The following is a 26873-nucleotide window of genomic DNA, read 5'->3' as shown; positions in this document are numbered from 1 at the left end:
GGTGTCTCCCTCTCAGCTCGCGGAGCCGGTGGTCAGGGCGAGGACGACGGCGACGATCACCACGAGGCCGCCGAGCATCGTCGCGCCGTACGAGCGCACGTAGCCGTTCTGCGACCCGCGCAGCCACTCCCCGATCCGGCCGATCAGGCCGGCGAGGCCCATCCAGCCGCCGTCGACCATCTCCTTGTCGGCGTAGACGAGCGAGCGCGTGAGGTACTGGCCGGGCCGCATGAACACGGCCTCGTTGACGTCGTCCTGGTACAGGTCGCGCCGGGCGGCGCGCGTGAGGACGGAGCCGCGCGGCGCACGGACCGGGACGCTCGACATCGCGTACTGCCGCCAGGCGAGGGCCGCGCCGGCGAGGACGAGCAGGAGCGTCAGGGTGATGAGCGACCACACCGGCAGGACCGGCTCGTGGTGCTCGGCGTGCCCGGTGACCGGCTCGAGCCACGTGACGAACCGCGAGCCCGCGGCGAGGATGCCGCCCAGGGCCACCGAGCCGACGGCGAGGACGATCATCGGCCAGGTCATGAGGCGGGGCGACTCGTGCGGGTGCTGCACCGGGCCGTCCTGCGGGCCGAGGCCGTCCACGGAGCCGCTGCCGTCGTTCCAGCGGCGGCGACCGGAGAACGTCATGAAGAACAGGCGCGACATGTAGAACGCCGTGATCCCGGCGCCCAGGAGCGCGACGCCGCCGAACACCCACGCCCGCCACGGCTCGCCGTCGACGGGCACGAACGCGGCCTCGATGATCTTGTCCTTGCTCCAGAAGCCCGAGAACGGCGGGATCCCGAGGATCGCGAGCCAGCCCATCATGAACGTGATCCAGGTGACCTTCATGTACCGCGCGAGACCGCCGAACCGGCGCATGTCGACCTGGTCGTCCATGCCGTGCATGACGGACCCCGCGCCGAGGAACATCCCGGCCTTGAAGAAGCCGTGCGTCACGAGGTGGAAGATCGCGAACGCGTACCCGATCGGCCCGAGCCCGGCGGCGAGGATCATGTACCCGATCTGGGACATGGTCGAGGCGGCGAGCGCCTTCTTGATGTCGTCCTTGGCGCAGCCCACGATCGCCCCGAAGAGGAGCGTCACCGCGCCGACGATGACGACGACGAGCTGCGCGGTGGGCGCGCCCTCGAAGATCGGCGCGGACCGCACGACGAGGTAGACGCCCGCCGTGACCATGGTGGCCGCGTGGATGAGGGCGGAGACCGGCGTCGGGCCCGCCATGGCGTCCCCGAGCCACGCCTGGAGCGGGAACTGCGCCGACTTGCCGCACGCGGCGAGCAGGAGCGCGATGCTCGTCGCGGTGAGCACGGCGGTCGACGCCTCCGGCGCCTGCGCGAACACGGTGGTGAAGTCGACCGCGCCGAACGTCGCGAACATCAGCATGAGCGCGACGATGAGCCCGATGTCGCCCACGCGGTTCATGACGAACGCCTTCTTGGCCGCGACCGCGTACGCGCGGTTGTGGTTCCAGAACCCGATGAGCAGGTACGACGCCAGGCCCACGCCCTCCCAGCCGACGAACAGCAGGAGGTAGGAGTCGGCGAGGACGAGCACGAGCATCGCCGCGACGAACAGGTTGAGGTACGCGAAGAACCGGCGCCGGTCGCGGTCGTGCGCCATGTAGGCGACCGCGTAGACGTGGATGAGCGTGCCGACGAACGTCACGAGGAGGACGAACGTCAGGGACAGCGGGTCGATCCGCAGGCCCATCGCGAGGTCGAGGCCGCCGGAGACGATCCAGTCGCCGATCCGGAAGTCGACCACGCGCTCGTCGACGGGGAGCCCGAGCATCACGAGGAAGAGGACCAGGCCCACCACGAAGGCGGCGCCCGACATGAGGACGCCGAACCACGCGCCCCAGCGGTCGCTGCGGCGCCCGGCGAGGAGGAGGACGGCCGCCCCGAGGAGCGGGAGCAGCACCAGGTACGGTGCCGCGAGGAACGCGCCCGGCACGGTCTCGGACGCGGGCACGACGTCGGTCGCGGCCAGCAGTCCGCTCGCCGTGGGCAGGGCGGGAAGGAGCGTCGTCATCGGTGCCGGCCCCTCAGCTCTTGAGCAGGTTGACGTCGTCGACCGAGGCGGACCGACGGGTGCGGAAGATGGACACGATGATCGCGAGGCCGACGACGACCTCGGCCGCCGCGACGACCATGACGAAGAAGGCGAGCACCTGCCCGGTCACGTCGCCGTGCATCCGGGCGAAGGTGACGAACGCGAGGTTGGTCGCGTTGAGCATGAGCTCGATGCCCATGAACACGATGATCGCGTTGCGCCGCAGCAGCACGGTCGCGGCACCGATCGAGAACAGGATCGCCGCGAGCACGAGGTAGTTGGTGAGCTCCATCAGTCCTCTCCTCCCGGGGTCGCGCCGGGGCCGCCGTCCGGCACCGCATCGGTGGCGCCGCCGGGCACGCGGGACCGGCCCGGGTCGTCCGGCCCGCCGACGTCGCCGGCGGGCGCCTCGCCCTGCGGCTCGTCGGCGGTCGCGGCCTGCACCGTGCGCTCGTTCGCGTCCTGGGCCCGCAGGGCGGGCAGCGCCCGCAGGGGCTCGTGCTCGACGAGCACCTCGCGCTCGGCCTCGAGGATGGTCCCGGCCGACCGCTCCTGGCCACGGATGCGCAGGATGCGGGAGACCGACTCCTCGATGGGCCGGCCCTGGGGGTCGAGCGCCGGGGTGTCCATGGCGTTGTTCTGCGCGTACACGCCGGGGGCGGCGAGCGGCGTGAGCCGGCCGCCCGCGGGCAGCGCGGCGACCTTCGCGTCGGCCTGCTCGCGCTGACCCACCTTCGGGGTGAGCCGGCGCCGGTGCGTGAGCACGAGCGCCGAGACCGCGGCGGTGATGAGCAGGATGCCCACGACCTCCATGGCGAAGACGTAGTCCGCGAAGAGCACGCGGGCGAGCGCCACGGGGTTCGTCGCCGCGTTGGCGAGCTCCAGCCCGACCGACGGCGGGAAGGTCGCCTGCGCGACCACGCCCACCAGCACGACCCCGAGCCCGAGCCCGAGGAGCACGCCGAGCCAGCGCTGCCCGCGGATCGTCTCCACGAGCGAGTCCGACGCGTCGACGCCGACGAGCATGAGCACGAAGAGGAACAGCATCATCACGGCGCCCGTGTACACGACCACCTGGACGACGCCGAGGAACGACGCCTCCTGCGCGATGTAGAGGATCGCGAGGTCGACCATGACGAACATGACCGCGATGGCGGCGTGCACCGCCTTGCGGGCGAAGAGCAGCGAGAGCGCCGCGAGGACCATGAGGGGGGCGAGGACCCAGAAGAGGACCGCCTCGCCGCCGCTCGCGGTCACCGGGCGGCCTTCCGGGCCGACGCGCCGGCGGAGCGCCCCGAGGTCGGGGTGACCCGCCGGACCTCCGGCGGCGGCCCCGTGGGCTCGGGCGGGAGGGTCGGGTCGTCCGGACGGTGCTCGCGCACCCAGTCCACCTGCTCGGCCACCGGGCCGCTCACCTCCCCGCGGTAGTACTCGGTGTCCGAGGTCCCCGGGACCATCGGGTGGGGCGCGGCGAGCATCCGCTCCTGGAGCGGCGCGAGCAGGTCCTGCTTCTCCCAGATCATGCCCTCGCGCGTCGGGCCCGCGAGCTCGTACTCGTTGGTCATCGTCAGCGCGCGCGTCGGGCAGGCCTCGATGCACAGGCCGCAGAAGATGCAGCGCAGGTAGTTGATCTGGTAGACGCGCCCGTACCGCTCGCCCGGCGACATGTGGCCGCCGTCGGGCAGGTCGGCGTTGTCGGCACCTTCGACGTAGATCGCGTCCGCGGGGCACGCCCACGCGCACAGCTCGCAGCCGATGCACTTCTCGAGCCCGTCGGGGTACCGGTTGAGCTGGTGCCGTCCGTGGTACCGCGGCTTCGTCGGCACCTTCTGGCGCGGGTACTGCTCGGTGACCGTCGGCCGGAACATCGACGCGAAGGTCACGCCGAACCCGGCGACGGGCGCGAGCGCCTCGCGCAGCCCCTTCGCCTGCGGGCGGCGGACCTCGTACTCGCCGGGACGGGCCGGCTTCTGGTCGTCAGCCACGGTCGACCTCCTTGTCGTGCGGTGTGTCTCGGGGGGCACCGGTGCCCGGCGAGCGGGACGCCCCGGGCGAGCCCGTGTCGTCGGGCACGAGGGCGCGGCGGCGGGGCGAGGGCGGGAGCGACTGGCCCGGCAGCGGCGGGACGGGGAACCCGCCCGCGAACGCGTCGAACGGCTCGGGCCCGGTACCCGCGGCGCGGGGCGTCGCTCCGGGTGGGGCCTTCTTCTCGGGCCAGAACCAGACGACCACCACGACCACCAGGGCCAGCGCGACGGCGATGCCGACGAAGACGCGGAGGTCGACGTCGAGGAACTGGCGCACGGCCTGGGCGACGGCGAGCAGCACGAGCCACGCGAGGGCGAACGGGATGAGGACCTTCCAGCCGAACCGCATGAACTGGTCGTAGCGCAGGCGCAGCAGCGTGCCGCGGACCCACACGAAGAAGAACATGACGGCCCAGACCTTGACGAGGAACCAGAGGATGGGCCACCAGCCCTCGTTGAACATCCCGTCGTTGATCGCCGAGAGCGGCCACGGGGCGCGCCACCCGCCGAGGAAGAGCGTCGTCGCGACGGCGGAGACGTTGAGCATGTTGATGTACTCCGCGAGGAAGAACCACGCGAACTTCATCGACGAGTACTCGGTCATGTACCCGGACACGAGCTCGCCCTCGGCCTCGGGGAGGTCGAACGGCAGGCGGTTGGTCTCGCCGACCATGGAGATGACGTAGATGACGAACGCGGGCAGGAGCGGGAGGAACCACCAGAGCTGCGTCTGCGAGTCGACGATGCGCGAGGTCGACATCGACCCCGCCATGAGGAAGACGGAGACGAGCGAGAGGCCCATCGCGAGCTCGTAGCTGATGACCTGGGCCGTCGAGCGGACCGACCCGAGCAGCGGGTACGTCGAGCCGGACGACCAGCCGCCGAGCACGATCCCGTACACGCCGAGCGACGCGCACGCGAGGATGTAGAGCGTCGCGACCGGGAAGTCCGTGAGCTGGGCGGGCGTCACGTAGTCCGTGAACGGGATCTGCACCTCGGGCCCGAACGGGATGACCGCGAACACGAGCAGCGCGCAGAACACGGAGATCATCGGGGCGAGCAGGTAGACGAACTTGTCCGCCGCCTTGACGGTGATGTCCTCCTTGAGCAGGAGCTTCATCGCGTCGGCGAGCGACTGGAGCAGGCCGAACGGGCCGTGCCAGTTGGGGCCCGGGCGCACCTGCATGCGCGCGACGACCTTGCGCTCGAACCAGATCGCGAACAGCACGCTCGTCAGCAGGAACACGAGGATGAGGACGGCCTTGACGAGGTAGGTCCAGCCGTTGTCCTGCGAGAAGTTCGCCGTGATCCCGGGCACGCCCGCGGTCTCGGCAGCGAGTGCGTGGACGAGCCTCATGCGCCCTCCCCTCCGTCGGTGCTCCCGGGGCCGAGCCGGACGACGTCGCCCGGCACGGCGCCGAGCGCCGCGTGCACGGACGATCCCGGCGACCGCAGCGGCAGCCACACCACGTGGTCGACCATGTCGGTCACCACCACCGGGAGCGTGACCGCGCCCCGGTCCGTCGAGACGCGCACGAGGTCGCCGTCGAACACGTCGACCGCGGCGGCCGTCGTCGCGGACAGCCGCGCGACCGGCCGCTTCGCCGTCCCCGCGAGGTAGCGCTCGCCGTCCTGGCCGCGCGCGTCGTCGAGCAGGAGGCGCCAGCTCGCGAGGACCGCGGTCCCGGGTGCGACGGCGGGCGGCTCGGTGGTCTCGACGTCCGGCGCGGCGGCGCGCTCGCCGTCCCACGCGCCGTCGCCCACGAGCTGGTCCAGCTCGGCGCGCACCGCGTCCACGGTGCCGAGGCCGAGGCTGACGCCCGCGGCGTCGGCGAGCGCGTCGAGCACGCGGTGGTCCGTCATCGCCGTCGAGGCGAGCGCCGCCGGGAACCGGCGCACGCGGCCTTCCCAGCTCACGAACGCCCCCTCGCGCTCGACGGGCGGCGCCACGGGGAGCACGACGTCCGCCAGCTCGGTCACCGCCGAACGCCGCACCTCGAGCGAGACGACGACGTCCGCCGCCTCGAGCGCGCGGCGCGCGTGCGCGGGGTCCGGCAGGTCGTCGAGCTCGAGGCCGCCGACGAGCACGCCCGCGAGCTGGCCGACGGACAGGGCGTCGAGCATCTCCCCCACGTCGCGGCCCGCGGTCGCGGGGAGCCCGGTCGGCTGGTCGTCCGTGGCGGCCACGCCCCAGACCGTCGCGACGTCGACACGGGCCGCGGCGTCGGCGACCGGGCGTCCGCCCGGCAGGAGGTTCGGCAGGGTGCCGGCCTCGACGCCGCCGCGCTCGCCGGCGCGCCGCGGGACCCACGCGAGGCGTGCGCCCGTCGCGGCGACCGCGCGCAGCAGCGCGCTGTACCCGCCGCGCGTCGCGGCGAGCCGCTCGCCGACGAGGATCACGGCGCCCGGCGCCCGGAGCGCGTCGCTGACCTCGGCGAGGAGGTCGGTGCCCTCGGCCTCGTCGAGCGTGCGGACCTGGCCGCCCGCGGCGATGCCGTCGAGCCACTCCGCCTCGGTGCCCGGCGCGGCGGGGAGGAGCGTGCCGTGCATGCGCTGCACGCCGCGCGACGCGAACGGCGCGACGGAGAACACCCGCACCCCGTGCCGCACGGCGCCCTTGCGCAGGCGCAGGAACGTCACGCCCGCCTCCTCCTCGGCCTCCAGGCCGACGAGGAGGACCGCGGGCGCCTTCTCGAGGTCGGTGAAGGTCACGCCGCCGGCGTGGCCGACGGCCCGGCCCGCGACGGCGTGCGCCAGGAACTCCGCCTCCTCGGCGCTGTGGGCGCGGGCGCGGTGGTCGACGTCGTTCGTGCGCAGCCACGTGCGCGCGAGCTTCGCGTACGCGTAGGCGTCCTCGAGGGTGAGCCGGCCGCCCGGCAGGACGGCGACGCCCCCGGCGTCGCGAGCCCGCGTCAGGGCGTCGGCCGCGACCTCGAGCGCCTCCGCCCAGGAGGCGGGGCGCAGCTCGCCCCGCGTCACCGACCCGTCCGGGGCGACCTCGCGGTCGCGCACGAGGGGGTGCGTCAGGCGGTCCGGCGCGGACTGCCACGTGAACGCGAAGCGGTCGCGGTCAGTGATCCACTCCTCGTTCACCAGCGGGTCCTCGCCCGCGAGGCGGCGCAGCACGACGCCGCGGCGGTGGTCGACGCGGATCGCCGACCCCGACGAGTCGTGCTCGGAGACCCCGGGGGTCGAGACCAGGTCGAACGGGCGCGAGCGGAACCGGTACGCCGCGCCCGTGAGCGCGCCCACCGGGCAGATCTGCACGGTGTTGCCCGAGAAGTACGACGCGAACGGCAGCCCCGACTCGTCCTCGAGCGCGAGCCCGACCGGGCGGTCTCCCGGCGCCTGACCCGCGGGCGGCGCGAAGTCCAGCACCGCCTCGTCGAACCGGCCGATCTGCTGCGCGGCGCCGCGCTTCTGGAGGTCGATGAACGCGTCGCCCGCGATCTCCTGGGAGAAGCGCGTGCACCGCTGGCACAGCACGCAGCGCTCGCGGTCGAGCAGGATCGTCGTCGAGACCGCGATCGGCTTGGGGAACGTGCGCTTGACGTCCACGAACCGGCTCGTCGCGCGACCGTTGCTCATCGCCTGGTTCTGCAGCGGGCACTCGCCGCCCTTGTCGCACACCGGGCAGTCGAGCGGGTGGTTGATGAGCAGCAGCTCCATGATCCCGTGCTGCGCCTTGTCGGCGACCGGGCTCGTGCGCTGCGTCTTGACCACCATGCCGGGAGTCGCCTCGAGCGTGCACGACGCCTGGGGCTTCGGCATGGGCCGGACGTTGCCCTCGCGGTCCGGCGTCGCCACCTCGACGAGGCACTGGCGGCACGCGCCCGCCGGCTCCAGCAGGGGGTGGTCGCAGAACCGCGGGATCTGGATCCCGATCTGCTCTGCCGCGCGGATCACGAGCGTGCCCTTCGGCACCGACATCTCGACGTCGTCGATCGTGAACGTCACGTGGTCCGCGGGGACCGGGGGCTTGGCCGCGCCACCCGTGGGAGCGGCGGCGGAGCCGGTGCCCGGGGCGGGGGTCGTGGTCGTCATCAGTGCACTCCTGCCGTCAGGACGCGGGCCGGGCGGGGCGTGTAGTCGAAGAGGGCCGCTGCGGCGGGGTCGAACGGGCAGCGGTGCTCCGTGATGTGCGCCTCGTACTCGTCGCGGAACAGCTCGATGCTGCTCGTCACGGGCGACGTGGCGCCGTCGCCGAGCGCGCAGAACGCGCGGCCCAGGATGTTGTCGCACGTGTCGAGGAGCAGGTCGAGGTCGGACTCCGTGCCCTGGCCCGCCTCGATGCGCGCCAGCACCTGCTTCATCCAGTACGTGCCCTCGCGGCACGGCGTGCACTTGCCGCACGACTCGTGCGCGTAGAAGTCCGTCCACCGGCTCACGGCCCGCACGACGCACGTCGTCTCGTCGAAGAGCTGGAGCGCGCGCGTGCCGAGCATCGAGCCCGCCGCCGCGACCGACTCGTAGTCGAGGGGGGTGTCGAGGTGGGCGTCGGTGAACAGCGGCGTCGACGAGCCGCCCGGCGTCCAGAACTTCAGCGCCTTGCCGCCCCGCATCCCGCCCGCGAGGTCGAGCAGCTCGCGCAGCGTCGTGCCGAGCGGTGCCTCGTACTGCCCGGGACGCGTCACGTGGCCCGAGAGCGAGAACAGGCCGAACCCGGCCGACCGCTCCGTGCCCATCGACGTGAACCAGTCGGCGCCGCGCGCGACGATCGAGGGCACGCTCGCGATGGACTCCACGTTGTTGACGACGGTCGGGCGCGCGTACAGGCCCGCGACCGCCGGGAACGGCGGCTTGAGCCGCGGCTGGCCGCGGCGGCCCTCGAGCGAGTCCAGCAGCGCCGTCTCCTCGCCGCAGATGTACGCGCCCGCACCGGCGTGGACCGTGACGTCCAGGTCGAAGCCCGAGCCCTGGACGTTCTTGCCCAGGAACCCGGCCTCGTACGCCTCCTCGACCGCGCGCAGCAGGCGGCGGTACACGTGCAGGACCTCGCCGCGCACGTAGATGAACGCGTGGTGGCACCCGATCGCGTACGACGTGATCGCGACGCCCTCCACGAGCGCCTGCGGGCTCGCCAGCATGAGCGGGATGTCCTTGCACGTGCCCGGCTCGGACTCGTCCGCGTTGACGACCAGGTACCGCGGGCCGCCGTCGGGCGCGGGCAGGAAGCCCCACTTCATGCCCGTCGGGAAGCCCGCGCCGCCACGGCCGCGCAGGCCCGACGCCTTGACCGTCGCGACGACGTCCGCCGGGTCCTGGGCGAGCGCCGCGCGCAGCCCCGCGTACCCGCCGCGGTCCACGTACGACGCCAGCGTCCAGGACCGGTCCGCGTCCCACGTGTCCGACAGGACGGGGGTCAGCGGGTCCGGTGCCGGCCGGGTCACGGTGCCCTGCTGCTCGCTCATGCGTCCGCTCCCTTCGACGGGTCGGGCTGGGTGCCGGGGGACTCGGCCTTGCCACCGGGGTCGACGTCGGCGCCGGTCGTCGGCGTCCGCTCGGCGCTCGACTGCTCACCGCCCGTCACGGGCCTCTCGGGAGCCGGCTCGCCAGCCGAGGTAGAGCCCTGGTCCGGCGAGGTAGGGGCCTGGTCGGTGCCGGGGGCGGTCCAGCCCTGCTCGCGCGCGAGGCGGAGGCCGGCGAGGGTGGGCTCGCCGGCACCGACGCCCTCGTCGGCGCGGCCGTCGGGGAAGCCCGCGAGGACGCGGCTCATCTGCTTGAAGGTGCACACGCTCGCGGCGCCCCGGGTCGGGGCGACGGGCTCGCCCGCGCGGAGGCGGTCGACGACGTCGGTCGCCGACCCGGGTGTCTGGTTGTCGAAGAACTCCCAGTTGACCATCATGACCGGCGCGTAGTCGCAGGCCGCGTTGCACTCGACGCGCTCGAGCGTGATCGCGCCGTCCTCCGTCGTCTCGTCGTGGCCGACGCCGAGGTGGTCGGAGAGCTCGTCGAAGATCGCGTCGCCGCCCATGATCGCGCACAGCGTGTTGGTGCAGACCCCCACGGTGTACGTCCCGTTGGGGTGGCGCTTGTACTGCGTGTAGAACGTCGCGACGGCGGAGACCTCGGCCGCGGTGAGGCCGAGCTGCTCCGCGCAGAACAGGATGCCGTCGCGCGAGACGTAGCCGTCCTCGGACTGCACGAGGTGCAGCATGGGGAGCAGCGCCGAGCGCGACTCGGGGTAGCGCGCGACGATCTGCGCGGCGTCGGCGGCGAGGCGCGCCGTCGTCTCCGCGTCGTACCCGGGGCGCGGGGCGCCCGCGGGCGTGCCGTTCGTCGCAGGTCCGGCGTCGATGGTCATCGGTCCACCCCTCCCAGCACGGGGTCCAGGGAGGCGACGGCGACCACGACGTCGGCCACCTGGCCGCCCTCGCACATCGCCGCCACGGCCTGGAGGTTGTTGAACGACGGGTCGCGGAAGTGCGCCCGGTAGGGGCGCGTGCCGCCGTCGGACACGAGGTGCACCCCGAGCTCGCCGCGCGGGTGCTCCACGGTCTGCCACGCCTGCCCGACCGGGACGCGGAAGCCCTCGGTGACGAGCTTGAAGTGGTGGATCAGGGCCTCCATGGAGGTGCCCATGATCTCCTTGATGTGGTCGAGCGAGTTGCCCTGGCCGTCGCTCCCGATCGCGAGCTGCGCGGGCCACGCGATCTTGCGGTCGCCCACCATCACGGGCTGCCCGGCCGTCTGCTCGAGGCGCTCGAGGCACTGCGCGACGATGTGCAGCGACTGGTAGCACTCCTCGAGGCGCAGCACGACCCTGTCGTAGCAGTCGGCGCCCGTCGCGGTGGGGACGTCGAAGTCGTACGTCTCGTAGCCGCAGTACGGGTCGGACTTGCGCACGTCGTACGGGTGGCCCGTGGAGCGCAGCACCGGCCCGGTGACGCCGAGCGCCATGCAGCCCGCGAGGTTGAGGTGCCCCACGCCGACGAGCCGGCCCTTGAAGATCGGGTTGGCCAGCATGAGGTCGCCGAGCTGGCCGAGGTACCGGCGGATGAGCGGGTCGGCCTTGCGGACCTGCTCGACGAGGTCCGGCGGCACGTCCTGCGCGACGCCGCCGGGGCGGACGTACGCGTTGTTCATGCGCAGGCCCGTGACCGCCTCGAAGATCCGCAGGATCTCCTCGCGCGCGGTGAACGCGATGGTCATGACGGTCGTCGCGCCCATCTCGTTGCCGCCGGTGCCGAGGCACACGAGGTGGGACGCGATGCGGTTGAGCTCCATCATGAGCACGCGGATGACGCTCGCGCGCTCGGGCACGTCGTCCGTGATGCCGAGCAGCTTCTCGACCGCGAGGCAGTACGCCGTCTCCTGGAACAGCGGCGCGAGGTAGTCCATGCGGGTGCAGAACGTGACGCCCTGCGTCCACGTCCGGTACTCCATGTTCTTCTCGATGCCGGTGTGCAGGTAGCCGATGCCGCAGCGCGCCTCGGTGACCGTCTCGCCGTCGATCTCGAGCATGAGGCGGAGCACGCCGTGCGTCGACGGGTGCTGCGGGCCCATGTTGACGACGATGCGCTCCTCGCCGAGCGCGGCCGCCGCGACGGCGCTCTCGGCGATGTCCGCCCAGTCGCCGCCCGACGCCTCGAAGCTCGGGACGCCCTGGTCGAAGTCGCCGACGGGCGGGCGGGTCGAGTGCGGGGCGGCGCCGGGGGCGCCGGTGGTGTGCGTGCTCACGAGTACGACCTCCTCGTGTCGGGCGGGGGCACGGTCGCGCCCTTGTACTCGACGGGGATCCCGCCGAGCGGGTAGTCCTTGCGCTGCGGGTGGCCCGGCCAGTCGTCGGGCATCTCGATGCGCGCGAGCGACGGGTGGCCGTCGAAGACGATCCCGAAGAAGTCCCACGTCTCGCGCTCGTGCCAGTCGTTCGTCGGGTAGACGGACGTCGTGGTCGGCACGTGCGGGTCGGCGTCGGGCACCGACACCTCGAGGCGCAGCCGACGCCCGTGCGTGATCGACGTGAGGTGGTAGACGGCGTGCAGCTCGCGGCCGACGTCGTGCGGGAAGTGCACGCCGCTCACGCCCAGGCTCAGCTCGAACCGCAGGTCCTGGTCGTCGCGCAGCGCGCGGCACACCTCGACGAGGTGGTCGCGGTGCACGTGGATCGTCAGCTCGGCGTGCGCGCCGGGCGGGTCCACCACGACGCGCTCCACCGCCGCCTCGAACCGCGTGCCGCCCTCCGCGAGCACCTCGGCGAGGACGTCGACGACCTCGTCGAACCAGCCCCCGTACGGTCGCGGGCTCGCGCCGGGCATCGCGACGGGCTGGACGAGCCCGCCGTACCCCGACGTGTCGCCCGAGCCGTGGACGCCGAACATGCCCTCGCGCACCTCGACGACCTCGAGCGTGCGCGGCGCGCCCGCCCCGGTCACCAGGTCGCCCGACCGCGGTCCGGAGACCTCCTCGGGCTGCGGCACGGGCGTGCCGCCGCCCGTCTTCTCGTCCGTCACCGCAGCAGCCCCTTCATCTGGAACGTGGGCGTCGCCTCGAGCGCGGCCGCCTCGGCGGCGCGTGCCGCCTCCTTGCGGTTCACGCCGAGCGGCTCGTGCTGGATCTGGTCGTGCAGCGCGAGGATCGCGTTGATGAGCATCTCCGGACGCGGCGGGCAGCCCGGCAGGTAGATGTCCACCGGCACGATGTGGTCGACGCCCTGCACGATCGCGTAGTTGTTGAACATGCCGCCGCTGGACGCGCACACGCCCATCGACAGCACCCACTTGGGCTCGCTCATCTGGTCGTAGACCTGCCGCACGACCGGCGCCATCTTCTGGCTCACGCGCCCGGCCACGATCATGAGGTCCGCCTGGCGCGGCGAGGCCCGGAAGACCTCCATGCCGAAGCGCGACAGGTCGAACCGCGAGGCGCCGGCGGCCATCATCTCGATCGCGCAGCACGCCAGCCCGAACGTCACGGGCCAGAGCGACGCCTTGCGCAGGTACCCCGCGAGGTCCTCGATCGTGGTGAGCAAGAAGCCCGAGGGAGCCTCCTCGATCCCCATGGTGTTCTCCTAGTTCTCTCGCCGGTGCCGGCTGCCGCGGACGATCGGTCGCCTGCTCAGTCCCACTCGAGACCACCCCGCCGCCACTCGTAGACGAACGGGACCGTGATGAGCGCGAGGAACGCGAGCATCGCGACGAGGCCGAAGGTCGCGAGCGTCGCGAAGTCGACCGCCCACGGGTAGAGGAAGACGACCTCGATGTCGAAGACGATGAACGTCATGGCGACGAGGTAGTACTTGATCGGGAAGCGCCCGCCGCCGATCGCGTGGGGCGTGGGCTCGATGCCGCACTCGTAGGCGTCGAGCTTGGCGCGGTTGTACCGCTTGGGGCCGATGACCGCGCTCGCGGCGACACCGCCGAGAGCCAGCACGGCGGCCACGCCCATGAGGACGAGAAGCGGTACGTACGGGTTGGTCATCGCGTACTCCTCGAGTGGGGGCTCGGGACGGGAACGCCCGGGCGGTGTCCGGGAAGACCTCTGGGTGGTGCGAGCGCCCGCGTCGTTGCGGGCCCACCTCGTGGGCTCATGACGAGGGCACCACCCTCGTCAGCCCCGCGATCACGCGGTCGACCCAGTCGCCGCCGCGGGGCTCGTAGCAGTCGGACAGGAGCTTGAGGACGAACCGCATGACCACCGGGCGCGGGAGCCCGTAGCGCGTGCAGATCCGCATGATCTCGGGGTGCTCGATGAGCTTCACGAAGTACCGGCCGAGCGTGTAGTAGCCGCCCAGCTCGCGGCGCATGATCCGCGGGTACGTCTGGAGCGCGCGCTCGCGACCGCCGTCGGTGAGCCGCACGCGGGACTGGGCGACGACGTCGGCCGCCGCCCGCCCGGCCTGCATCGCGTAGGCGATCCCCTCGCCGTTGAAGGGGCTCACCATGCCGCCCGAGTCCCCGACGAGCAGCACGCCGCGCGTGTACAGCGGCGTGCGGTTGAAGCCCATGGGCAGCGCCGCGCCGCGCACCGGGGCGAGCCGGTTCTCCTCCGTGAACTCCCACTCGGCGGGCGCGTTGCGCATCCAGGTGGCGAAGAGGTCCTTGTAGTCGACGTTCGCGGCGGACTGGCGCGCCGGCGTCGAGCTCACGGAGCCGAGCCCGACGTTCGCCGTCCCGTCGCCGAGCGAGAAGATCCAGCCGTAGCCGGGCAGCAGGTTGGACTCGCGCGGCGTGCCGTCCCACAGCTCGAGGTGGGACTCCATCCACGGGTCGTCGTGGCGGGGGGTGCGGAAGTACGTGCGGACGGCGACGCCGATCGGGCGGTCCTCGCGCCGCGCGAGGCCGAGCGCGAGCGCGAAGCGCGACGAGACGCCGTCGGCCGCGATGACGACGGGCGCGCGGTAGGTGACCTCGTCGCCCGCGCGCCGGCCCTTGTCGTCCACGGGGCGGGCGGTGACGCCGACGACGCGGCCGGTGCGCTCGTCGAGCACGGGGCCGGTGACCGCGGTGCGCTCCAGGAGCTTGGCCCCCGTGCGCTGCGCGTGCTCGGCGAGGGTCCGGTCGAACGAGTGGCGCGCGCGGGCCATGCCGTAGCTGGGGTACGACGCGAGGTCGGGCCACGCGAGCTCCCACGAGCGGCCGCTCGCGACGACGCGCAGGCCCTGGTTCCGGATCCAGCCGTCCTCGGCGCGGGTCGGCACGCCCATGCGCACGAGCTCGGCGACCGCGCGCGGCGTCAGGCCGTCGCCGCAGATCTTGTCGCGCGGGAACGACGACTTCTCCAGCAGGAGGACGCTCAGCCCGGCGGCGGCGCAGTAGTGGGCCGCCGCGGAGCCGGCCGGGCCCGCGCCCACGACGATGACGTCGGCGTCGTCGAGCCTCGCGCCCACCGTGCTCACCTCACCGTCCGGTCGTCGGGACACACCTCGTGGTGGTCCACCGTGACCCGGGTCGGGACACGGCGCACCCACGGTCCTTGTGAAGTCGGTCACAATGGACATCGCCACTCTAGTCACTCCCGACGCGGGATGTGTAGCAAGGCGACCCTTCCCTGGGAGATCCTGTGACGAAGGTCCTCCCGCGCGACGACTCCCGACCCTGTGGATCGGGACCGGCGGGCAAGGGGGCCGGAGCGGCCATGGCCTAGCCTCCCCGCGCCGCCGCGGGACGCACGGCGGGCGGCGGGCGCGCGTCGCCGCAGGTCAACGACCGTCGGACGACGCCGCCCGGGCCCGCCCGAGCCGGGCGAGCGCCAGGCCGGCCCCGGCCGCGAGCGCCGCGGCGGTCGCGAGCCACCACGTGTCGGCCCCGGTGCGCGCCAGCCCGGGGCCGGTCGACGGCGGCTCCCCCGGGGCGGGCGCCGGGCCGGTGCCCGGGACGCCCACGAGGTGCACCGTCTCCAGCACGCCGGCGACCGAGCGGCGCGTGGACGACGGCGCGTCCGGCGACATCGCGACGCTCACCTCCACCCGGCCCACCTCCCCGGGATCGAGGACGGGCCCCTCCCAGGTCGCGGCGAGCGGCGCCGCGCCGTCCAGCCGGACGTCGAGCCACGCGCCGAGCCCGGTCCGCACGACGGCCGGGTCAACGTCGGCCGCGAGGTCCACGAGGACGCGCGCCGCCGTCGGGCCGTCGTTGCGGACCCACAGGTCGCGCGCGACGGTCGCTCCCGGCACGACGAGCGCGTCCGGACCGAACAGGGACGCCGGGAGGCCCGTCGCCCACGTCGCGCCGTCGGCGCTCAGCCGGAGCGCGTCCTCCTCCCCCGACGCAGCGACCGCGCCGGTGCCCACCGAGGTGCCCGACGTCGCCCCCACCGAGGCGCCCGCCGTCGCCCCCACCGCCGCCTGGCCCGGCCCGGCGAGCACGACCGCGAGCAGCACGCCGGCGAGCGCACGGAGCGGCCCTCGGCCCGCGCCGCGGCTCACGGGACCGCCGCCGGGGTCCTCCGGCGCCGCGCGCGCTCGCGCAGTCCCGCCGCGACCTGCCAGGCGCCCCACCCGAGGAGCCCGGCGGCGGCCACGACGGCGACGGTGCGGCGCGTGTCCCCCGACACCGCGGAGCTCACCCACCCGAGCAGCGGGACCGCGTAGACGACCGACCCGCGGACCTGCACGGGGCGGACGGGCTCCGGGTCGGGTGCGGCGTTGGCGTCGCCCTGCGTCGTGAGCACCCGCTCGTCGTCGGCCCCCACCCCGACGGCGACGACCCGGTGGGTGACGACCTCCGGCCGGCCCGACACGAGCTGGTACGTGACCACGTCCCCCGGCGCGACGCGCGCGACGTCGACCGGCCGGACGACGACCATCGTCCCGGGCGCGTACGTCGGCCGCATGGACCCGGTGAGCACCGTGTACGGCGTCGCCCCCAGCACGAGCGGCACGACGACCCCCACGAGCGCGAGCGCGACGGCGCACCCGAGCGCGAGCACGCCGAGCGCCCGGGCGAGCGGCCCGTGCCGCCGCGTCGCGCCGCGCTCGCGGTGCCGCCCGCCGCGGGGCCGCTCAGCCACAGGAGACCCCCGAGAGCCCGGTGCCCGCGAGGAGCGCGCCGCGGACCGCGACCGCGTTGCTCGGGACCGAGACCCATCCCGACGCGTGGACGGACTGGACGCTGACCTGCAGGATCGTGCCGCCGAGCAGCAGGTCGAGGATCGACTGGAGGAGCCCGCCGAGCAGCGACTCGGTGATGACGAGCTGCGTCGCCGTGGTCTCGGTGGTCGTGGACTGCCCGCCTCCCGCGATCGTCACGCGGTAGCGGGCCGGGGCGGGCGTCGGCGCGGTCCACCGCACGGTCGCGCTCCGCGCGAGGTTGGTGCCCGTCGTCGCGCACGTCGTCCCGGTCGGGGCGGGGATCGTCCCCGCCGACGCCGTCGTCCAGAGCGACCCGCTCGCCGTCCACCACGCGACGGCCGGGCCGCCGACGAGCGCGAGCGCCACGGCCAGCGCGGCGACCACCCGGAGCCGGGCGCCGCGCGTCACGACGGCCTGCTCTCGAGCGTGACCGTCACCGCGACCTGGGCGCTCTGGCCCTGCCAGTCGCTCGGGCTCCCCGCGGGCAGCGTGTAGCGGACGCACACCTGCGTCGTCGCGCCGCGCGCGTACGTCTGCGGACTGAGTGCCCCGGCGGGCAGGGCCGTCCCCGTGCACGTCGCCCCGGGGTAGAACGCGACGGTGGGCCGCACGGTCCCCTCGTAGGCCACCGCGAGCCGGTAGCGCCACGTGCCGTCGCCCGTGTGGGTGACGGCGACCACTCCGTCGCGGGACTGGCCCGGCAGCATCGCCGTGAGGTCGGGGAACGTCTGCCACGACGTCTCGACGCCGAACGAGCCCGACCGCACGTCCGCACCGCTCACGGGCTGCGACGCCGACCACGTCGCCCACGCCGCACCCGCGGAGAGCGGCAGCGCGGCGAGCGCGAGCACGACCAGGGCGCGCACGGCACCGCGCCGCCCGTGCGCGACGCGTCCGCCCGCGCCGCCCGGACCGGGTCGGGCGCGACGACGTGCGACCCGGGCGCGGCGGCGGGACAGGTCGACCCCCACCGCGGTCCTCTCAGAGGTGCTGCTCGAGCGTGAACGTCAGGCTCGAGAGGTTCACCACGGAGCTCGTCGCGACCTGGTCGGCGGTGGCCGCGTCGAACGTCAGCGTGACGTCGGCGTCGACCGCCGGGTAGGCGGCCGTCGACGGCGCGACCTCGTACGTCCCGTCACCGTTGGCGGTGGCCCACGCCGGCGGCCCGTCGAGCACGAACGCCACGTCGAGCGCGTCGACGAGCGCCTGGTCGCCCGTGAGGCCGTCCGTGCCGCTCACGGCGAGGGTCGCCTGCAGCGAGTCGCCGATCGCGGTCACCGTGATCGGCTGGCTGAGCGCCAGCACGTCGCCCGGGACGATGCGGACGGCCGTGACGTCCGCGACCGCGGTCCCGTTGAGCGTCCAGGCGGCCGTCCCCAGCGCGAGGTCGAGGTCGCCGGAGCTGATGTCCCCCGCCTCGGCGACGGCCTGCGAGTCGGACCACAGCGCGTAGGTCCCGGCCCCTCCGAGGAGGAGCAGCGCACCCGCCCCGATCGCCAGCGCACCCTTGGTCAGACGTTCCATGTCGTGCCCCCGTCATGCCGCGCGCGGGCCCCCTTCGGCCGCGCTCGTCCCTCGACCGTAGGCCGGACGGCGCGGACCGGCATGGGGAGCCGCCGCTCGGGACGGGTGAATTCGGCGTCGCCAGGACCGCTCCGGCGACGGCGTCAGGCGGGGCGCGTGCCCCGGTGGAGCGCGACGATCCCGCCGGAGAGGTTGCGGTAGGCGACCTTCTCCCAGCCCGCACGGAGCAGGAGCCGGCCGAGACCGACCTGGTCGGGCCAGGCGGCGATGGACTCCGCGAGGTACTCGTACGAGCCGCCCTCGCGCGTCACCGCGGCGGCGATGCGCGGCAGCGCCTGCACCAGGTACTCCTGGTACACGACGCGGAACGGTGCCCACGTCGGGGTCGAGAACTCGCAGATCACGACCCGCCCGCCGGGCCGCACGACGCGCAGCATCTCGCGCAGCGCCGCCTCGGTGTCGACGACGTTGCGCAGGCCGAACGAGATCGTCACGGCGTCGAACGTGCCGTCCGCGAACGGCAGGCGCGTCGCGTCACCGGCGACGAACGGCAGGTCGGGCCGGCGCTCCTTGCCCACCTGGAGCATGCCGAGCGAGAAGTCGCAGGGCACGACGCGCACCCCGTCGTCGGCGAACGGCTCGGACGACGTCCCGGTCCCCGCCGCGAGGTCGAGGACCTTCTCCCCCGGCAGCGCACCGACCGCGCGCACCGTCGCCCGGCGCCAGGCACGGTCCTGGCCGAACGACATGATGTCGTTCGTCAGGTCGTAGCGCGAGGCGATCCCGTCGAACATCGACGCGACCTCGGAGGGCTTCTTGTCCAGGTTGGCGCGGGGCATGCGGCCCATGCTTCCACGTCCCCGCACCGCAGGGCGCACCCGCGCGCGCGGCTTACGCTGGGAGGCGATGACTGCAGAACCGTCGGCCACGGCCGCACAGCCCCGACCCCGGCCGAGCATCGTCGTGCGGACCACCCGGATCCCCGACCTGCCCGGCGGCCTGGACGCCCTCGTCGACCTCCTGCCCGACGCGCGGCCGCTCGCCTGGGTGCGTCGTGGCGACGGGATCGTGGGCTGGGGCGAGGCGCTGCGGCTCGAGACGTGGGGACCGGGCCGGTTCGCCGACGCCGAGGCCGCGTGGCACGAGACGCTCGCGCGCGCCGTCGTGCGCGACGAGGTGGGGCTGCCCGGGACGGGTCCGGTCGCGTTCGGGTCGTTCGCGTTCGACGACTCCGCCCCCGGCGACGACGCCCACGACCCGGTCCGCGCGGGCGGCGTGCTCGTCGTGCCGCGCGTCGTCGTCGGTCGGCGCGACGGCCACGCGTGGCTCACGACCGTCGACACCGCGGGCTCCCTGTCGTCCTCCCCGACGGACGCGCTGCGCCGCACGCCGCGCGCTCCCGTCACCGCGCCCGGCGCCGTGGCGTGGCACGACGGCGCGCTGCGGGCCGACGACTGGGCCGCCGTCGTCGCGGAGGGCGTCGAGCGCATCCGCTCGGGCGCGCTCGAGAAGGTCGTGCTGGCGCGGGACGTCGTCGCGCACACGGCCGAGCCCGTCGACCCGCGCTGGCTGCTCGCACGGCTGGCGACGTCGTACGAGGCGTGCTGGACGTTCTCCGTCGACGGCCTCGTGGGCGCGACGCCCGAGCTCCTGGTCCGCAGCGAGAAGGGTCTCGTCACCTCGCGCGTGCTCGCGGGGACGATCCGCCGCGGCGGGCTGTCCGACGACGAGGCGCTCCTGCGGGCGGCCCAGCTCGCCCGGTCGTCGAAGGACCTGGAGGAGCACGAGTACGCCGTGCGGTCGGTCGCGCAAGCCCTCGCCCCGTTCTGCTCGTCGATGAACGTCCCCGACGCGCCGTTCGTGCTGCACCTGCCGAACGTCATGCACCTCGCGTCGGACGTGACCGCGGTCCTCGCGCGCGGGGCGAGCGCGCCGGGCTCGCTGTCGGCCGGCACCGGTCCCGGGCCGACGAGTCTCGCGCTCGCCGCGGCGCTGCACCCGTCCGCGGCCGTGTGCGGTACGCCGACGAGCGTCGCGCGCGACCTCATCCGCGAGATCGAGGGCATGGACCGCGGCCGGTACGCCGGGCCCGTCGGGTGGCTCGGCGCGGACGGCGACGGCGAGTGGGGCATCGCGCTGCGCTCGGCCGAGCTCTCGGCGACGGACCCCCGGTCGGTGCGGCTGTTCGCCGGTTGCGGGATCGTCGCGGCCTCCGACCCGGCGGCCGAGGTCGCCGAGTCCGAGGCGAAGCTCGAGCCGATGCGCTACGCGCTCGGCGGGGCCTGACGACCGCGGCGCGCCGTCCGCCTCGTCCGGGCGGTCGTGCCTGCGTGCCTGCGTGCCTGCGTGCCTGCGTGCCTGCGTGCCTGCGTGCGGAACGTCACCCCCGCCGACTTTCGACCGCCACCCGGACGACCGGGCCCGGCGCCCGCGGCGCTGCTAGGTTTCGGGAGGTGTCCGACTCCTCCCAGTTTTCCCGTCCTCGTCCCACCGCCCCGTCCGGCGTGCTCGTCCGCCGGGCCGTCGTCGCCGACCGCGACGCCGTGTGGCCGCTCGTCCTGGAGCTGCCTCGCCACGACCCCGAGCGGGAGGCGTTCGAGCGGTCCTTCGGCCCGCTGCTCGCCGCGCTCGACACGTACTTCGCGGTCGCGGAGCTGCCCGACCAGGGCGTCGTGGGGTACCTGCTCGCGAACCGGCACCTGACCTTCGCGTCCAGCGGCGTCGTCTGCCGGGTCGAGGAGGTCGCGGTCCTCCCGCAGCACCGCCGCCAGGGCATCGGCCGCCACCTGCTCGAGAGCGCCGAGAAGTGGGCCGCCGAGGTCGGGGCACGCCGCGTCGGGCTCGCGACCGGGCTCTCCAAGGAGTTCTACGTCTCCGGCGGCTACGCCGAGACCGCCGGCTTCTTCACCAAGCGCGTGGAGGCACCGGCGGCGCCGACCGCGGCGGGCGGCGACGCACCGTGGGCGCCGAGCGCCGCCACCGACTGAGCAGTCCGGACCGACGACGAGCGGCCGGCACGGGGATCCGTGCCGGCCGCTCGGTGCGGTACCCGGTCCGCGGGGGGACGTCCGTGGTCCGGTCACCCGCCCGTCGCGGTCAGAGGTCGCGACGGGACGTGGCGCGGGGTACGGGTCGCGCGTGCCGGCACGACGACCCGCCCCCGCAGATCGTGGGCGCCCCTCGCGGGGTGCCCGTCAGGGTCAGCCCTGGCCGCCGAAGAACCAGTCGAACGGGTTGGGCACGTTGCCCGGGTCCGTCGGGTCGGTCTGCTGACCCTGGTCGCCGCCCTGCTCGCCACCCTGGTCGCCCTGGCCGGGGAGCTGCCCCTGACCGTCCTGGCCGGGAAGCTGCCCCTGGCCGCCCTGCGACCCCTGGCCGGTGGTCTCGTCGTCCGCGGGACGCGTCGCGAGCGTGACGTCGAGATCGAGCGTCTTGCCGTCGCGCACCACCGTCAGCGTGGACTTCGCGCCCGCGGCGCGCTCGCGCACGAACGCGGTGAGCGACTCGGCGCCGCCGACGGCGTGGTCGTCGATCGCGACGATCACGTCGCCGGACCGGATGCCGGCGTCGGCCGCGGGCGACCCGTCGGTGACCTCCTGGACCTCGGCGCCGCGACGCGTGACGCCGTCCGCGGTCGCGGTCGCGTCCGCGAGCGTCACGCCGAGGAACGCGTGCTCGGCGGTGCCGTTCTCGATGAGCTGCTCGCTGATCGACTTCGCGAGGTTCACCGGGATGGCGAACCCGAGGCCGATCGAGCCGGACTGGGTCCCGCCGCCCGACAGCGTGGCGATCGACGACGTGATGCCGATGACGCGACCCTGCGCGTCGAACAGCGGGCCGCCGGAGTTGCCGGGGTTGATCGCGGCGTCGATCTGGATGGCGTTCGTCACGACGGACGTGCCGCCGTCCTCGCCCGACGCGGAGACCGGCCGGTCGACGGCCGACACGATGCCCGTCGTCGCGGTGTTCGCGAGGCCGAGCGGGTTGCCCACCGCGAGGACCGACTCGCCGACGCTCACGTCGTCGGAGTCGCCGAGCGTCGCGGGCTGCAGGTCGTCGGGCGCGTCGACGAGCTGCACGACGGCGAGGTCCGTCGCCGGGTCGAGCCCGACGATCTTCGCCTCGAAGAGCCGGCCGTCGCTGAGCGTCACCTGGACGGTGTCGTTCTCCGCCCCGGACACGACGTGGTTGTTCGTGAGCACGTGGCCCTTGTCGTCGATGATGACGCCCGACCCCTCGGCGCCGCCCTGCGAGGTCTGCACCTGGATCGCGACGACCGACGGCGCGACGGCCTTCGTCACGGACTCCCAGTTCGGGTTCTGCGAGGACGAGTCGGAGACGGGCGCGGCCGTGCTCTCCTGGCGCTGGCCGACGTCGGCGAGCGACGCGGAGTCCTGGTCGGCGCCGAACGCGCCCGTGAGGCCGGCGGTGCCGACGCTCGCGAGGACCGCGGCCGCGGCGGCGGCGCTCACGACCGGCACCCAGGTGCGCCGACGCTTCGGGGCGTCCGCCGCGCCCTGCGCGGTCGGGACCGGCGGCGCGGGCGGCGGCCCGAAGCTGCCGGACGGCGCGTGCGGCCCGGGCTGCGTGGGACGCGCGTACGGGTTGGGCATCGCCGTCACTGCGGTGTGCGCCGTCGGGGCCGGCTGCGGCGTGGTGAGGTGCTGCACGTGCTGCGGCGCCTCGAGCGGCTGCGTCGGGTGCGCGGTCGGGTGCGCCGCGGTCGGCGGGAGCGGCTGCGTCGTGGCGACCGGGCCGAGCGGCTGCGTCGGCGCCCCGGTGGGCGTCTCGGCAGCGACCGACGCGGCACGCTCGGCGGCGGCGGGGGTCGTGGCGGCGGGCGTGGCGGCCGGCGTCGACGCGGGCGCGTCGGGGGACGGCGTGGTGGGGGTGGGCTCCGTGCCCGGGGTGTTCGTCATGGTGGGCCTCCTCGGTTCTGCCCACTACTTCACACCGCCGCGCTTGAACGAGGCTTGAACGAGCCTGGGAGTTCGCTGCGAGTTCTGGGCGCCGTCGTCAGCGGTCCGCCGCGAGCGCCGCGCGGACGGCGTCGCGCACTCGCTCGCCCAGGCGCAGGCCGGCCTCTCGCCGGTCCGTCCGCGACACGTGCACCTCCAGCACCTGGACGCCGTGGCTCGGGGCCGCGAGCGCGTGCCGCAGCGAGGGGACGTCCTGCACGAGCTGGTGGTCCACGCCGTACCCCGCGCAGAGCTGGGCGAGGTTCGCGCCGTGCGGCGTCGCGAACACCCGCTCGAACGTGCGCCCCGCCACCGCGGACGTCTCCCCCAGGGCGCCCGGCTCGAGGCCCGCGAAGATCGAGCCGCCGTCGTCGTTCACCACGACGAGCTGCAGGTCGACGTGCGGCTCGTGCGGACCGCGCAGCAGCCCGCCCGCGTCGTGGAGGAACGTGAGGTCGCCGAGCAGCGCGCGCGTGCGGCGGTGCGGCCGGGCGGTGGCGACCGCCGCGCCGAGCGCGGTCGAGACGGTGCCGTCGATCCCGGCGAGGCCGCGGTTCGCCAGGACGCGCGGGGCGTCCGCGTCGAGGCCGAGCACGAGGGCGAGGTCCCGCACCGGGTTGGACGACCCGACCACGAGCAGGTCGTCCGGCCCGCACGCGCCGACCACGGCGCGCGCCACGCTCGGGCCGTCGGTCAGTGACCCGTCGGTCGCCGCGGCGACGACCTCGACGGCCGCCGCCGACGCCGCGCGCCAGCGCGCGAGCCAGCCCGTGTCGGTCGCGTGGTCCGACGCCGGTCCGGGCACGGGCCCGGACGGGTCCGGGGCACCCAGGCGCGGGGCGAGCCACCGTTCGGGCACCGCCGTCAGGACCGTCGACGCGTTGCGCGCGGCGTCGGGCCACGGGCCGGCGCCCGGTGCGACGACGCTCACCTCGACGTCGGGCCGCCCGAGCAGGCGCTGCACGGGCCGCGAGAGCGTCGGCCGGCCGAGCACGACGACGTGCTCCACGCCGTCCACGAGCTCGTCGACCCCGAGCACGAGCGCGTGCGCGGCGACCAGGTTCGGGCCGCCCGCCGCCCCCGACGACGGCTCCGCGAGCAGCGGCCAGCCGCGCGCCTCGGCGAGGACGCGCGCGGCCCGGCCCGCGCCGTCGCCCGCGACGACGACGGTCCGCCCGCCGGGGACCGGCACGGCGACGGGAGCGACGCCGGGGAGAGCGGCGTCACCGCCCGGCTGCGGCTCCGCCGGCTCGGGCGGCGCCGCGGCCGGCAGCACGACGGCCGCGCGGACGCCGCGCGGGTCCGTGGCGGGCGCGTCGGAGCCGGGCGCCGCGTCGGGGACGAGGGGCTCGCGGTAGGCGAGGTCGAGGTGCACCGGGCCGGGGTGCCCCGAGCGGGCGCCGACCGCCTCGGCGAGCGCACGCGTCGCGACGGCGAGGAGGTCGCGCACCTCGCCCGGGCGCCCGTCGGGCGCGGGGACGTCCGCGGCGAACCGCACGGCCGGTCCGAAGATCCCGGCCTGGTGCGTCGTCTGGTTGGCGCCCGTGCCGCGCAGCTCGTGCGGCCGGTCGGCGGTGAGGAGCACGAGCGGGACGCCGGTGTGGTGCGCCTCGAGCACCGCGGGGTGGAGGTTCGCGACGGCCGTCCCGGACGTGGTGACGACCGCGACGGGCCGGGGCAGCGGGACGCCCCCGCGAGCGACCGGCCCGGCGCCGCGCGACAGGCCGAGCGCGAGGAAGCCGGCCGCGCGCTCGTCGACGCGCACGTGCAGCGTGAGGCGCCCGAGGTCGGACGCCGCCGCGAGAGCGTAGGCGAGCGGCGCGCTGCGCGACCCGGGCGCGAGGACGACGTCGGCGACGCCCTCGTGCAGCAGCCGGTGCACGAGCACGAACGCGCTGCGCACCGCCGGCGGCTGGGCGTCCAGGCCGTCGAGCAGAGCGTCGAGGTGCGCGCCGCCGGGCGGGGCGCCGGCGCCCCGGCCGGGCGTGCCCACGGGCGCGGTCACCGGGCACCCCCCGTGAGCAGCAGGCCGGCGACGCGGTCGAGCCGCTCGCGCCAGCGGCGGTCCGTCTCGTCGTCGGGCGCGGTGGCCGCGAGCGCCGCGGCGGCGGGCTCGGGGCGGACGACGGGCAGGGCGCCGTCGACGGGGACGAGCGGGTGGTCCACGACGTCGGCCGCGAAGAGGTTCACCGTCGCGAGGCCGCACGCGTACGGGAGCTCGGGGAGCGCGGCGGCGAGCGCGACGCCCGCGGCGATGCCCACGGACGACTCGAGCGCGGACGACACAACGACGGGGATCCCGATCTGGTCGGCGAGGTCGAGGCACGCGCGCACGCCGCCGAGGGGCTGGACCTTGAGGACGACGACGTCCGCCGCGTCGGCGCGGACCACGGCGAGCGGGTCCTCGGCGCGGCGGACCGACTCGTCCGCGGCCACGGGCACGGCCCTGTCGCCCGGCTGCCCGCGCCGGACGGCCGCCAGCCCGGCGACGTCCGCGCACGGCTGCTCGACGTACTCGAGCCCGCCGGCGGCCCGGTCGAGGAGCGGCAGGCGCCGCAGGGCCTCCTCGGCGTCCCACGCACCGTTGGCGTCGACCCGGACCCGCCCGCCCGGGCCGAGCGCGTCGCGCACGGCCTCGAGGCGCGCGACCTCCGCGGCCACGGGCTCGAGCGTCCCGTCGGGTCCGCGCTGGGCGACCTTGACCTTCGCGGTGCGGCACCCGCCGGACGCGGCGACGAGCTCGCGCGCACGGTCCGGCCCGACGGCGGGGACCGTGACGTTGACGGGCACGCGGTCGCGGACGGCGGCGGGCCAGCCCTGGTCGGCCGCCTCGCGGGCGGCCCGCAGCCAGGCGGACGACTCGGCGTCGTCGTAGTCCCAGAACGGCGAGAACTCCCCCCAGCCCGCCTCCCCGCGCAGCAGCACGCCGTCGCGGGCGTCGAGCCCGCGGAACCGCGTGGTCAGAGGGGTCCGGTAGACGACGGTCTCGAGGCGGTCGGGCACGCCCTCCAGGCTAGGCCACCGCACGCTCCCCCACGTCGCCGGGCGTCGGCTCGCCGCTCAGGCGTTCACGAGCACCGCGACCACGAGCGCGACGATCACCGCGTTGAACGCGAACGCCACGACGGCGTGCGTCGTGACCATCCGGCGCGTCCCCGTGTCGAGCACGGTGACGTCGGCGGTGGAGAACGTGGTGCTCACGCCCGCCGCGAGGTACACGTAGTCGGCGAAGGCCCGCGGTCCCTGCCCCGGGAACGCGAACCCGCCGTCGCCCGCCGCGACGTCGCGCCGGGCGTAGTGCACGGAGTAGGAGACGAGGACCGTCACCCACGACACGACGATCACCGCGACGCCGAGCACCGTGATCGCGGGGACGGCGGCCCACGCGACCCCTTGGGCGAGCACGAACCCGACGAGCAGGGCCATGAGCGCGAACTGGACCGACCACGCCGCCGAGCCCCCGCCGAGGAGCCACGTGCCGACCCGGCCCCGGCCGTCGGGGTGCGCCGCGACGAGCGCCTGCTCGAGCGCGGGCCCGCGACGCCCGGCGAACGCCACGCACGTGAGCACGCAGTACAGCCCCGACAGCACCACCCACACGAGGAGGCCGGCCGCGACGGGCGCGGTGCCGTCGTCGAGCCCGAGCGGACGGACCGCGAGGACGACCGCGAGGGGTCCCAGCACGAGCGCGACGCCGGTCGACGTGAGCGAGCGGACGCTCTCCGCGACCAGGCGGTCGCGCAGGGCGGGTCGGGTGGACGCGGGTCGACGGCTCATGGCCCGCGAGGC

The 26873-nt window shown here is 75.0% G+C and carries 25 protein-coding genes; 2 read left to right on the top strand and 23 right to left on the bottom strand.

Annotated features, from left to right (window positions below):
* Nucleotides 1–12 precede the first annotated feature (12 nt).
* From nuoL to NHH00_RS18795, 19 genes are all read right to left on the bottom strand, one after another.
* Nucleotides 13–2043: an NADH-quinone oxidoreductase subunit L gene (gene nuoL, locus NHH00_RS18885; RefSeq protein ID WP_253055082.1), complete on the bottom strand. Its 2031-nt coding sequence runs from the start codon at nt 2041–2043 to the stop codon at nt 13–15.
* Between the two features lie 13 nt (nt 2044–2056).
* Nucleotides 2057–2356 (bottom strand): NADH-quinone oxidoreductase subunit NuoK, encoded by a 300-nt coding sequence (nuoK, locus tag NHH00_RS18880; protein WP_047234414.1) that lies wholly within the window; start codon nt 2354–2356, stop codon nt 2057–2059.
* Nucleotides 2356–3321, bottom strand: a complete 966-nt coding sequence (locus NHH00_RS18875) for an NADH-quinone oxidoreductase subunit J (protein WP_253055081.1) — start codon at nt 3319–3321, stop codon at nt 2356–2358. The genes nuoK and NHH00_RS18875 overlap by 1 nt, the downstream gene beginning before the upstream one ends.
* Nucleotides 3318–3983: an NADH-quinone oxidoreductase subunit NuoI gene (gene nuoI, locus NHH00_RS18870; protein ID WP_253055136.1), complete on the bottom strand. Its 666-nt coding sequence runs from the start codon at nt 3981–3983 to the stop codon at nt 3318–3320. Before nuoI ends, NHH00_RS18875 begins: the two co-directional genes overlap by 4 nt.
* 58 nt (nt 3984–4041) lie before the next feature.
* The gene (gene nuoH, locus NHH00_RS18865; RefSeq protein WP_253055080.1) at nt 4042–5448 is read right to left on the bottom strand and encodes an NADH-quinone oxidoreductase subunit NuoH; all 1407 of its coding nucleotides are present in this window, start codon (nt 5446–5448) and stop codon (nt 4042–4044) included.
* Entirely contained in the window at nt 5445–8135 is a 2691-nt protein-coding gene (locus NHH00_RS18860) for an NADH-quinone oxidoreductase subunit G (protein ID WP_253055079.1), read from the bottom strand. The genes nuoH and NHH00_RS18860 overlap by 4 nt, the downstream gene beginning before the upstream one ends.
* On the bottom strand, nt 8135–9502 hold the full coding sequence (gene nuoF, locus NHH00_RS18855) for an NADH-quinone oxidoreductase subunit NuoF (RefSeq protein WP_253055078.1): 1368 nt from the start codon (nt 9500–9502) through the stop codon (nt 8135–8137). The genes NHH00_RS18860 and nuoF overlap by 1 nt, the downstream gene beginning before the upstream one ends.
* Nucleotides 9499–10395 (bottom strand): NADH-quinone oxidoreductase subunit NuoE, encoded by an 897-nt coding sequence (nuoE, locus tag NHH00_RS18850; protein ID WP_253055077.1) that lies wholly within the window; start codon nt 10393–10395, stop codon nt 9499–9501. The genes nuoF and nuoE overlap by 4 nt, the downstream gene beginning before the upstream one ends.
* On the bottom strand, nt 10392–11771 hold the full coding sequence (locus NHH00_RS18845; protein ID WP_374615299.1) for an NADH-quinone oxidoreductase subunit D: 1380 nt from the start codon (nt 11769–11771) through the stop codon (nt 10392–10394). Before NHH00_RS18845 ends, nuoE begins: the two co-directional genes overlap by 4 nt.
* Nucleotides 11768–12469, bottom strand: a complete 702-nt coding sequence (locus NHH00_RS18840) for an NADH-quinone oxidoreductase subunit C (RefSeq protein ID WP_253055134.1) — start codon at nt 12467–12469, stop codon at nt 11768–11770. The genes NHH00_RS18845 and NHH00_RS18840 overlap by 4 nt, the downstream gene beginning before the upstream one ends.
* Before the next feature lie 71 nt (nt 12470–12540).
* Nucleotides 12541–13092 (bottom strand): NuoB/complex I 20 kDa subunit family protein, encoded by a 552-nt coding sequence (locus tag NHH00_RS18835; protein WP_047234408.1) that lies wholly within the window; start codon nt 13090–13092, stop codon nt 12541–12543.
* Nucleotides 13093–13148: 56 nt separating this feature from the next.
* A complete protein-coding gene (locus NHH00_RS18830) occupies nt 13149–13511 on the bottom strand; it encodes an NADH-quinone oxidoreductase subunit A (protein ID WP_047234407.1) in 363 nt (120 codons plus the stop codon).
* A gap of 106 nt (nt 13512–13617) precedes the next feature.
* Nucleotides 13618–14919 carry a geranylgeranyl reductase family protein gene (locus NHH00_RS18825; RefSeq protein WP_253055076.1) on the bottom strand — a complete coding sequence of 434 codons (1302 nt, stop codon included), beginning with the start codon at nt 14917–14919 and terminating at the stop codon, nt 13618–13620.
* A 312-nt stretch (nt 14920–15231) separates the two neighbouring features.
* Complete coding sequence (locus tag NHH00_RS18820; RefSeq protein ID WP_253055075.1) at nt 15232–15957, bottom strand: hypothetical protein; 726 nt, start codon at nt 15955–15957, stop codon at nt 15232–15234.
* On the bottom strand, nt 15954–16541 hold the full coding sequence (locus NHH00_RS18815) for a signal peptidase I (RefSeq protein ID WP_253055074.1): 588 nt from the start codon (nt 16539–16541) through the stop codon (nt 15954–15956). Before NHH00_RS18815 ends, NHH00_RS18820 begins: the two co-directional genes overlap by 4 nt.
* Nucleotides 16534–17010: a hypothetical protein gene (locus tag NHH00_RS18810; protein WP_253055073.1), complete on the bottom strand. Its 477-nt coding sequence runs from the start codon at nt 17008–17010 to the stop codon at nt 16534–16536. The genes NHH00_RS18815 and NHH00_RS18810 overlap by 8 nt, the downstream gene beginning before the upstream one ends.
* A complete protein-coding gene (locus NHH00_RS18805) occupies nt 17007–17573 on the bottom strand; it encodes a hypothetical protein (protein WP_253055072.1) in 567 nt (188 codons plus the stop codon). The genes NHH00_RS18810 and NHH00_RS18805 overlap by 4 nt, the downstream gene beginning before the upstream one ends.
* 10 nt (nt 17574–17583) lie before the next feature.
* A complete protein-coding gene (locus NHH00_RS18800; protein ID WP_253055071.1) occupies nt 17584–18126 on the bottom strand; it encodes an alternate-type signal peptide domain-containing protein in 543 nt (180 codons plus the stop codon).
* Between the two features lie 143 nt (nt 18127–18269).
* Nucleotides 18270–18965, bottom strand: coding sequence for a demethylmenaquinone methyltransferase (locus NHH00_RS18795; protein WP_253055070.1), 696 nt, complete (start codon nt 18963–18965; stop codon nt 18270–18272).
* Nucleotides 18966–19032: 67 nt separating this feature from the next.
* On the opposite strand from NHH00_RS18795, the gene NHH00_RS18790 reads away from it, so the two are divergent.
* Nucleotides 19033–20412 carry an isochorismate synthase gene (locus NHH00_RS18790; RefSeq protein WP_253055069.1) on the top strand — a complete coding sequence of 460 codons (1380 nt, stop codon included), beginning with the start codon at nt 19033–19035 and terminating at the stop codon, nt 20410–20412.
* A 167-nt stretch (nt 20413–20579) separates the two neighbouring features.
* Nucleotides 20580–21113 carry a GNAT family N-acetyltransferase gene (locus tag NHH00_RS18785; RefSeq protein WP_253055068.1) on the top strand — a complete coding sequence of 178 codons (534 nt, stop codon included), beginning with the start codon at nt 20580–20582 and terminating at the stop codon, nt 21111–21113.
* A gap of 213 nt (nt 21114–21326) precedes the next feature.
* Here NHH00_RS18785 and NHH00_RS18780 read toward each other — a convergent pair whose 3' ends face one another.
* From NHH00_RS18780 to NHH00_RS18765, 4 genes are all read right to left on the bottom strand, one after another.
* The gene (locus tag NHH00_RS18780) at nt 21327–23045 is read right to left on the bottom strand and encodes a S1C family serine protease (protein WP_253055067.1); all 1719 of its coding nucleotides are present in this window, start codon (nt 23043–23045) and stop codon (nt 21327–21329) included.
* A gap of 97 nt (nt 23046–23142) precedes the next feature.
* On the bottom strand, nt 23143–25089 hold the full coding sequence (gene menD / locus NHH00_RS18775) for a 2-succinyl-5-enolpyruvyl-6-hydroxy-3-cyclohexene-1-carboxylic-acid synthase (RefSeq protein ID WP_308202347.1): 1947 nt from the start codon (nt 25087–25089) through the stop codon (nt 23143–23145).
* Nucleotides 25086–26087, bottom strand: coding sequence for an o-succinylbenzoate synthase (locus NHH00_RS18770; protein ID WP_253055066.1), 1002 nt, complete (start codon nt 26085–26087; stop codon nt 25086–25088). Before NHH00_RS18770 ends, menD begins: the two co-directional genes overlap by 4 nt.
* Before the next feature lie 57 nt (nt 26088–26144).
* Nucleotides 26145–26861 (bottom strand): DUF1345 domain-containing protein, encoded by a 717-nt coding sequence (locus NHH00_RS18765; protein WP_253055065.1) that lies wholly within the window; start codon nt 26859–26861, stop codon nt 26145–26147.
* Between the last annotated feature and the right edge of the window lie 12 nt (nt 26862–26873).

It is taken from the genome of Cellulosimicrobium cellulans (assembly GCF_024124905.1).
Taxonomy (GTDB): Bacteria; Actinomycetota; Actinomycetes; order Actinomycetales; family Cellulomonadaceae; genus Cellulosimicrobium; species Cellulosimicrobium cellulans_G.
The sequence above is the reverse complement of the archived record's forward strand: the minus strand, read 5'-3'. Positions and strand labels throughout refer to the sequence as shown.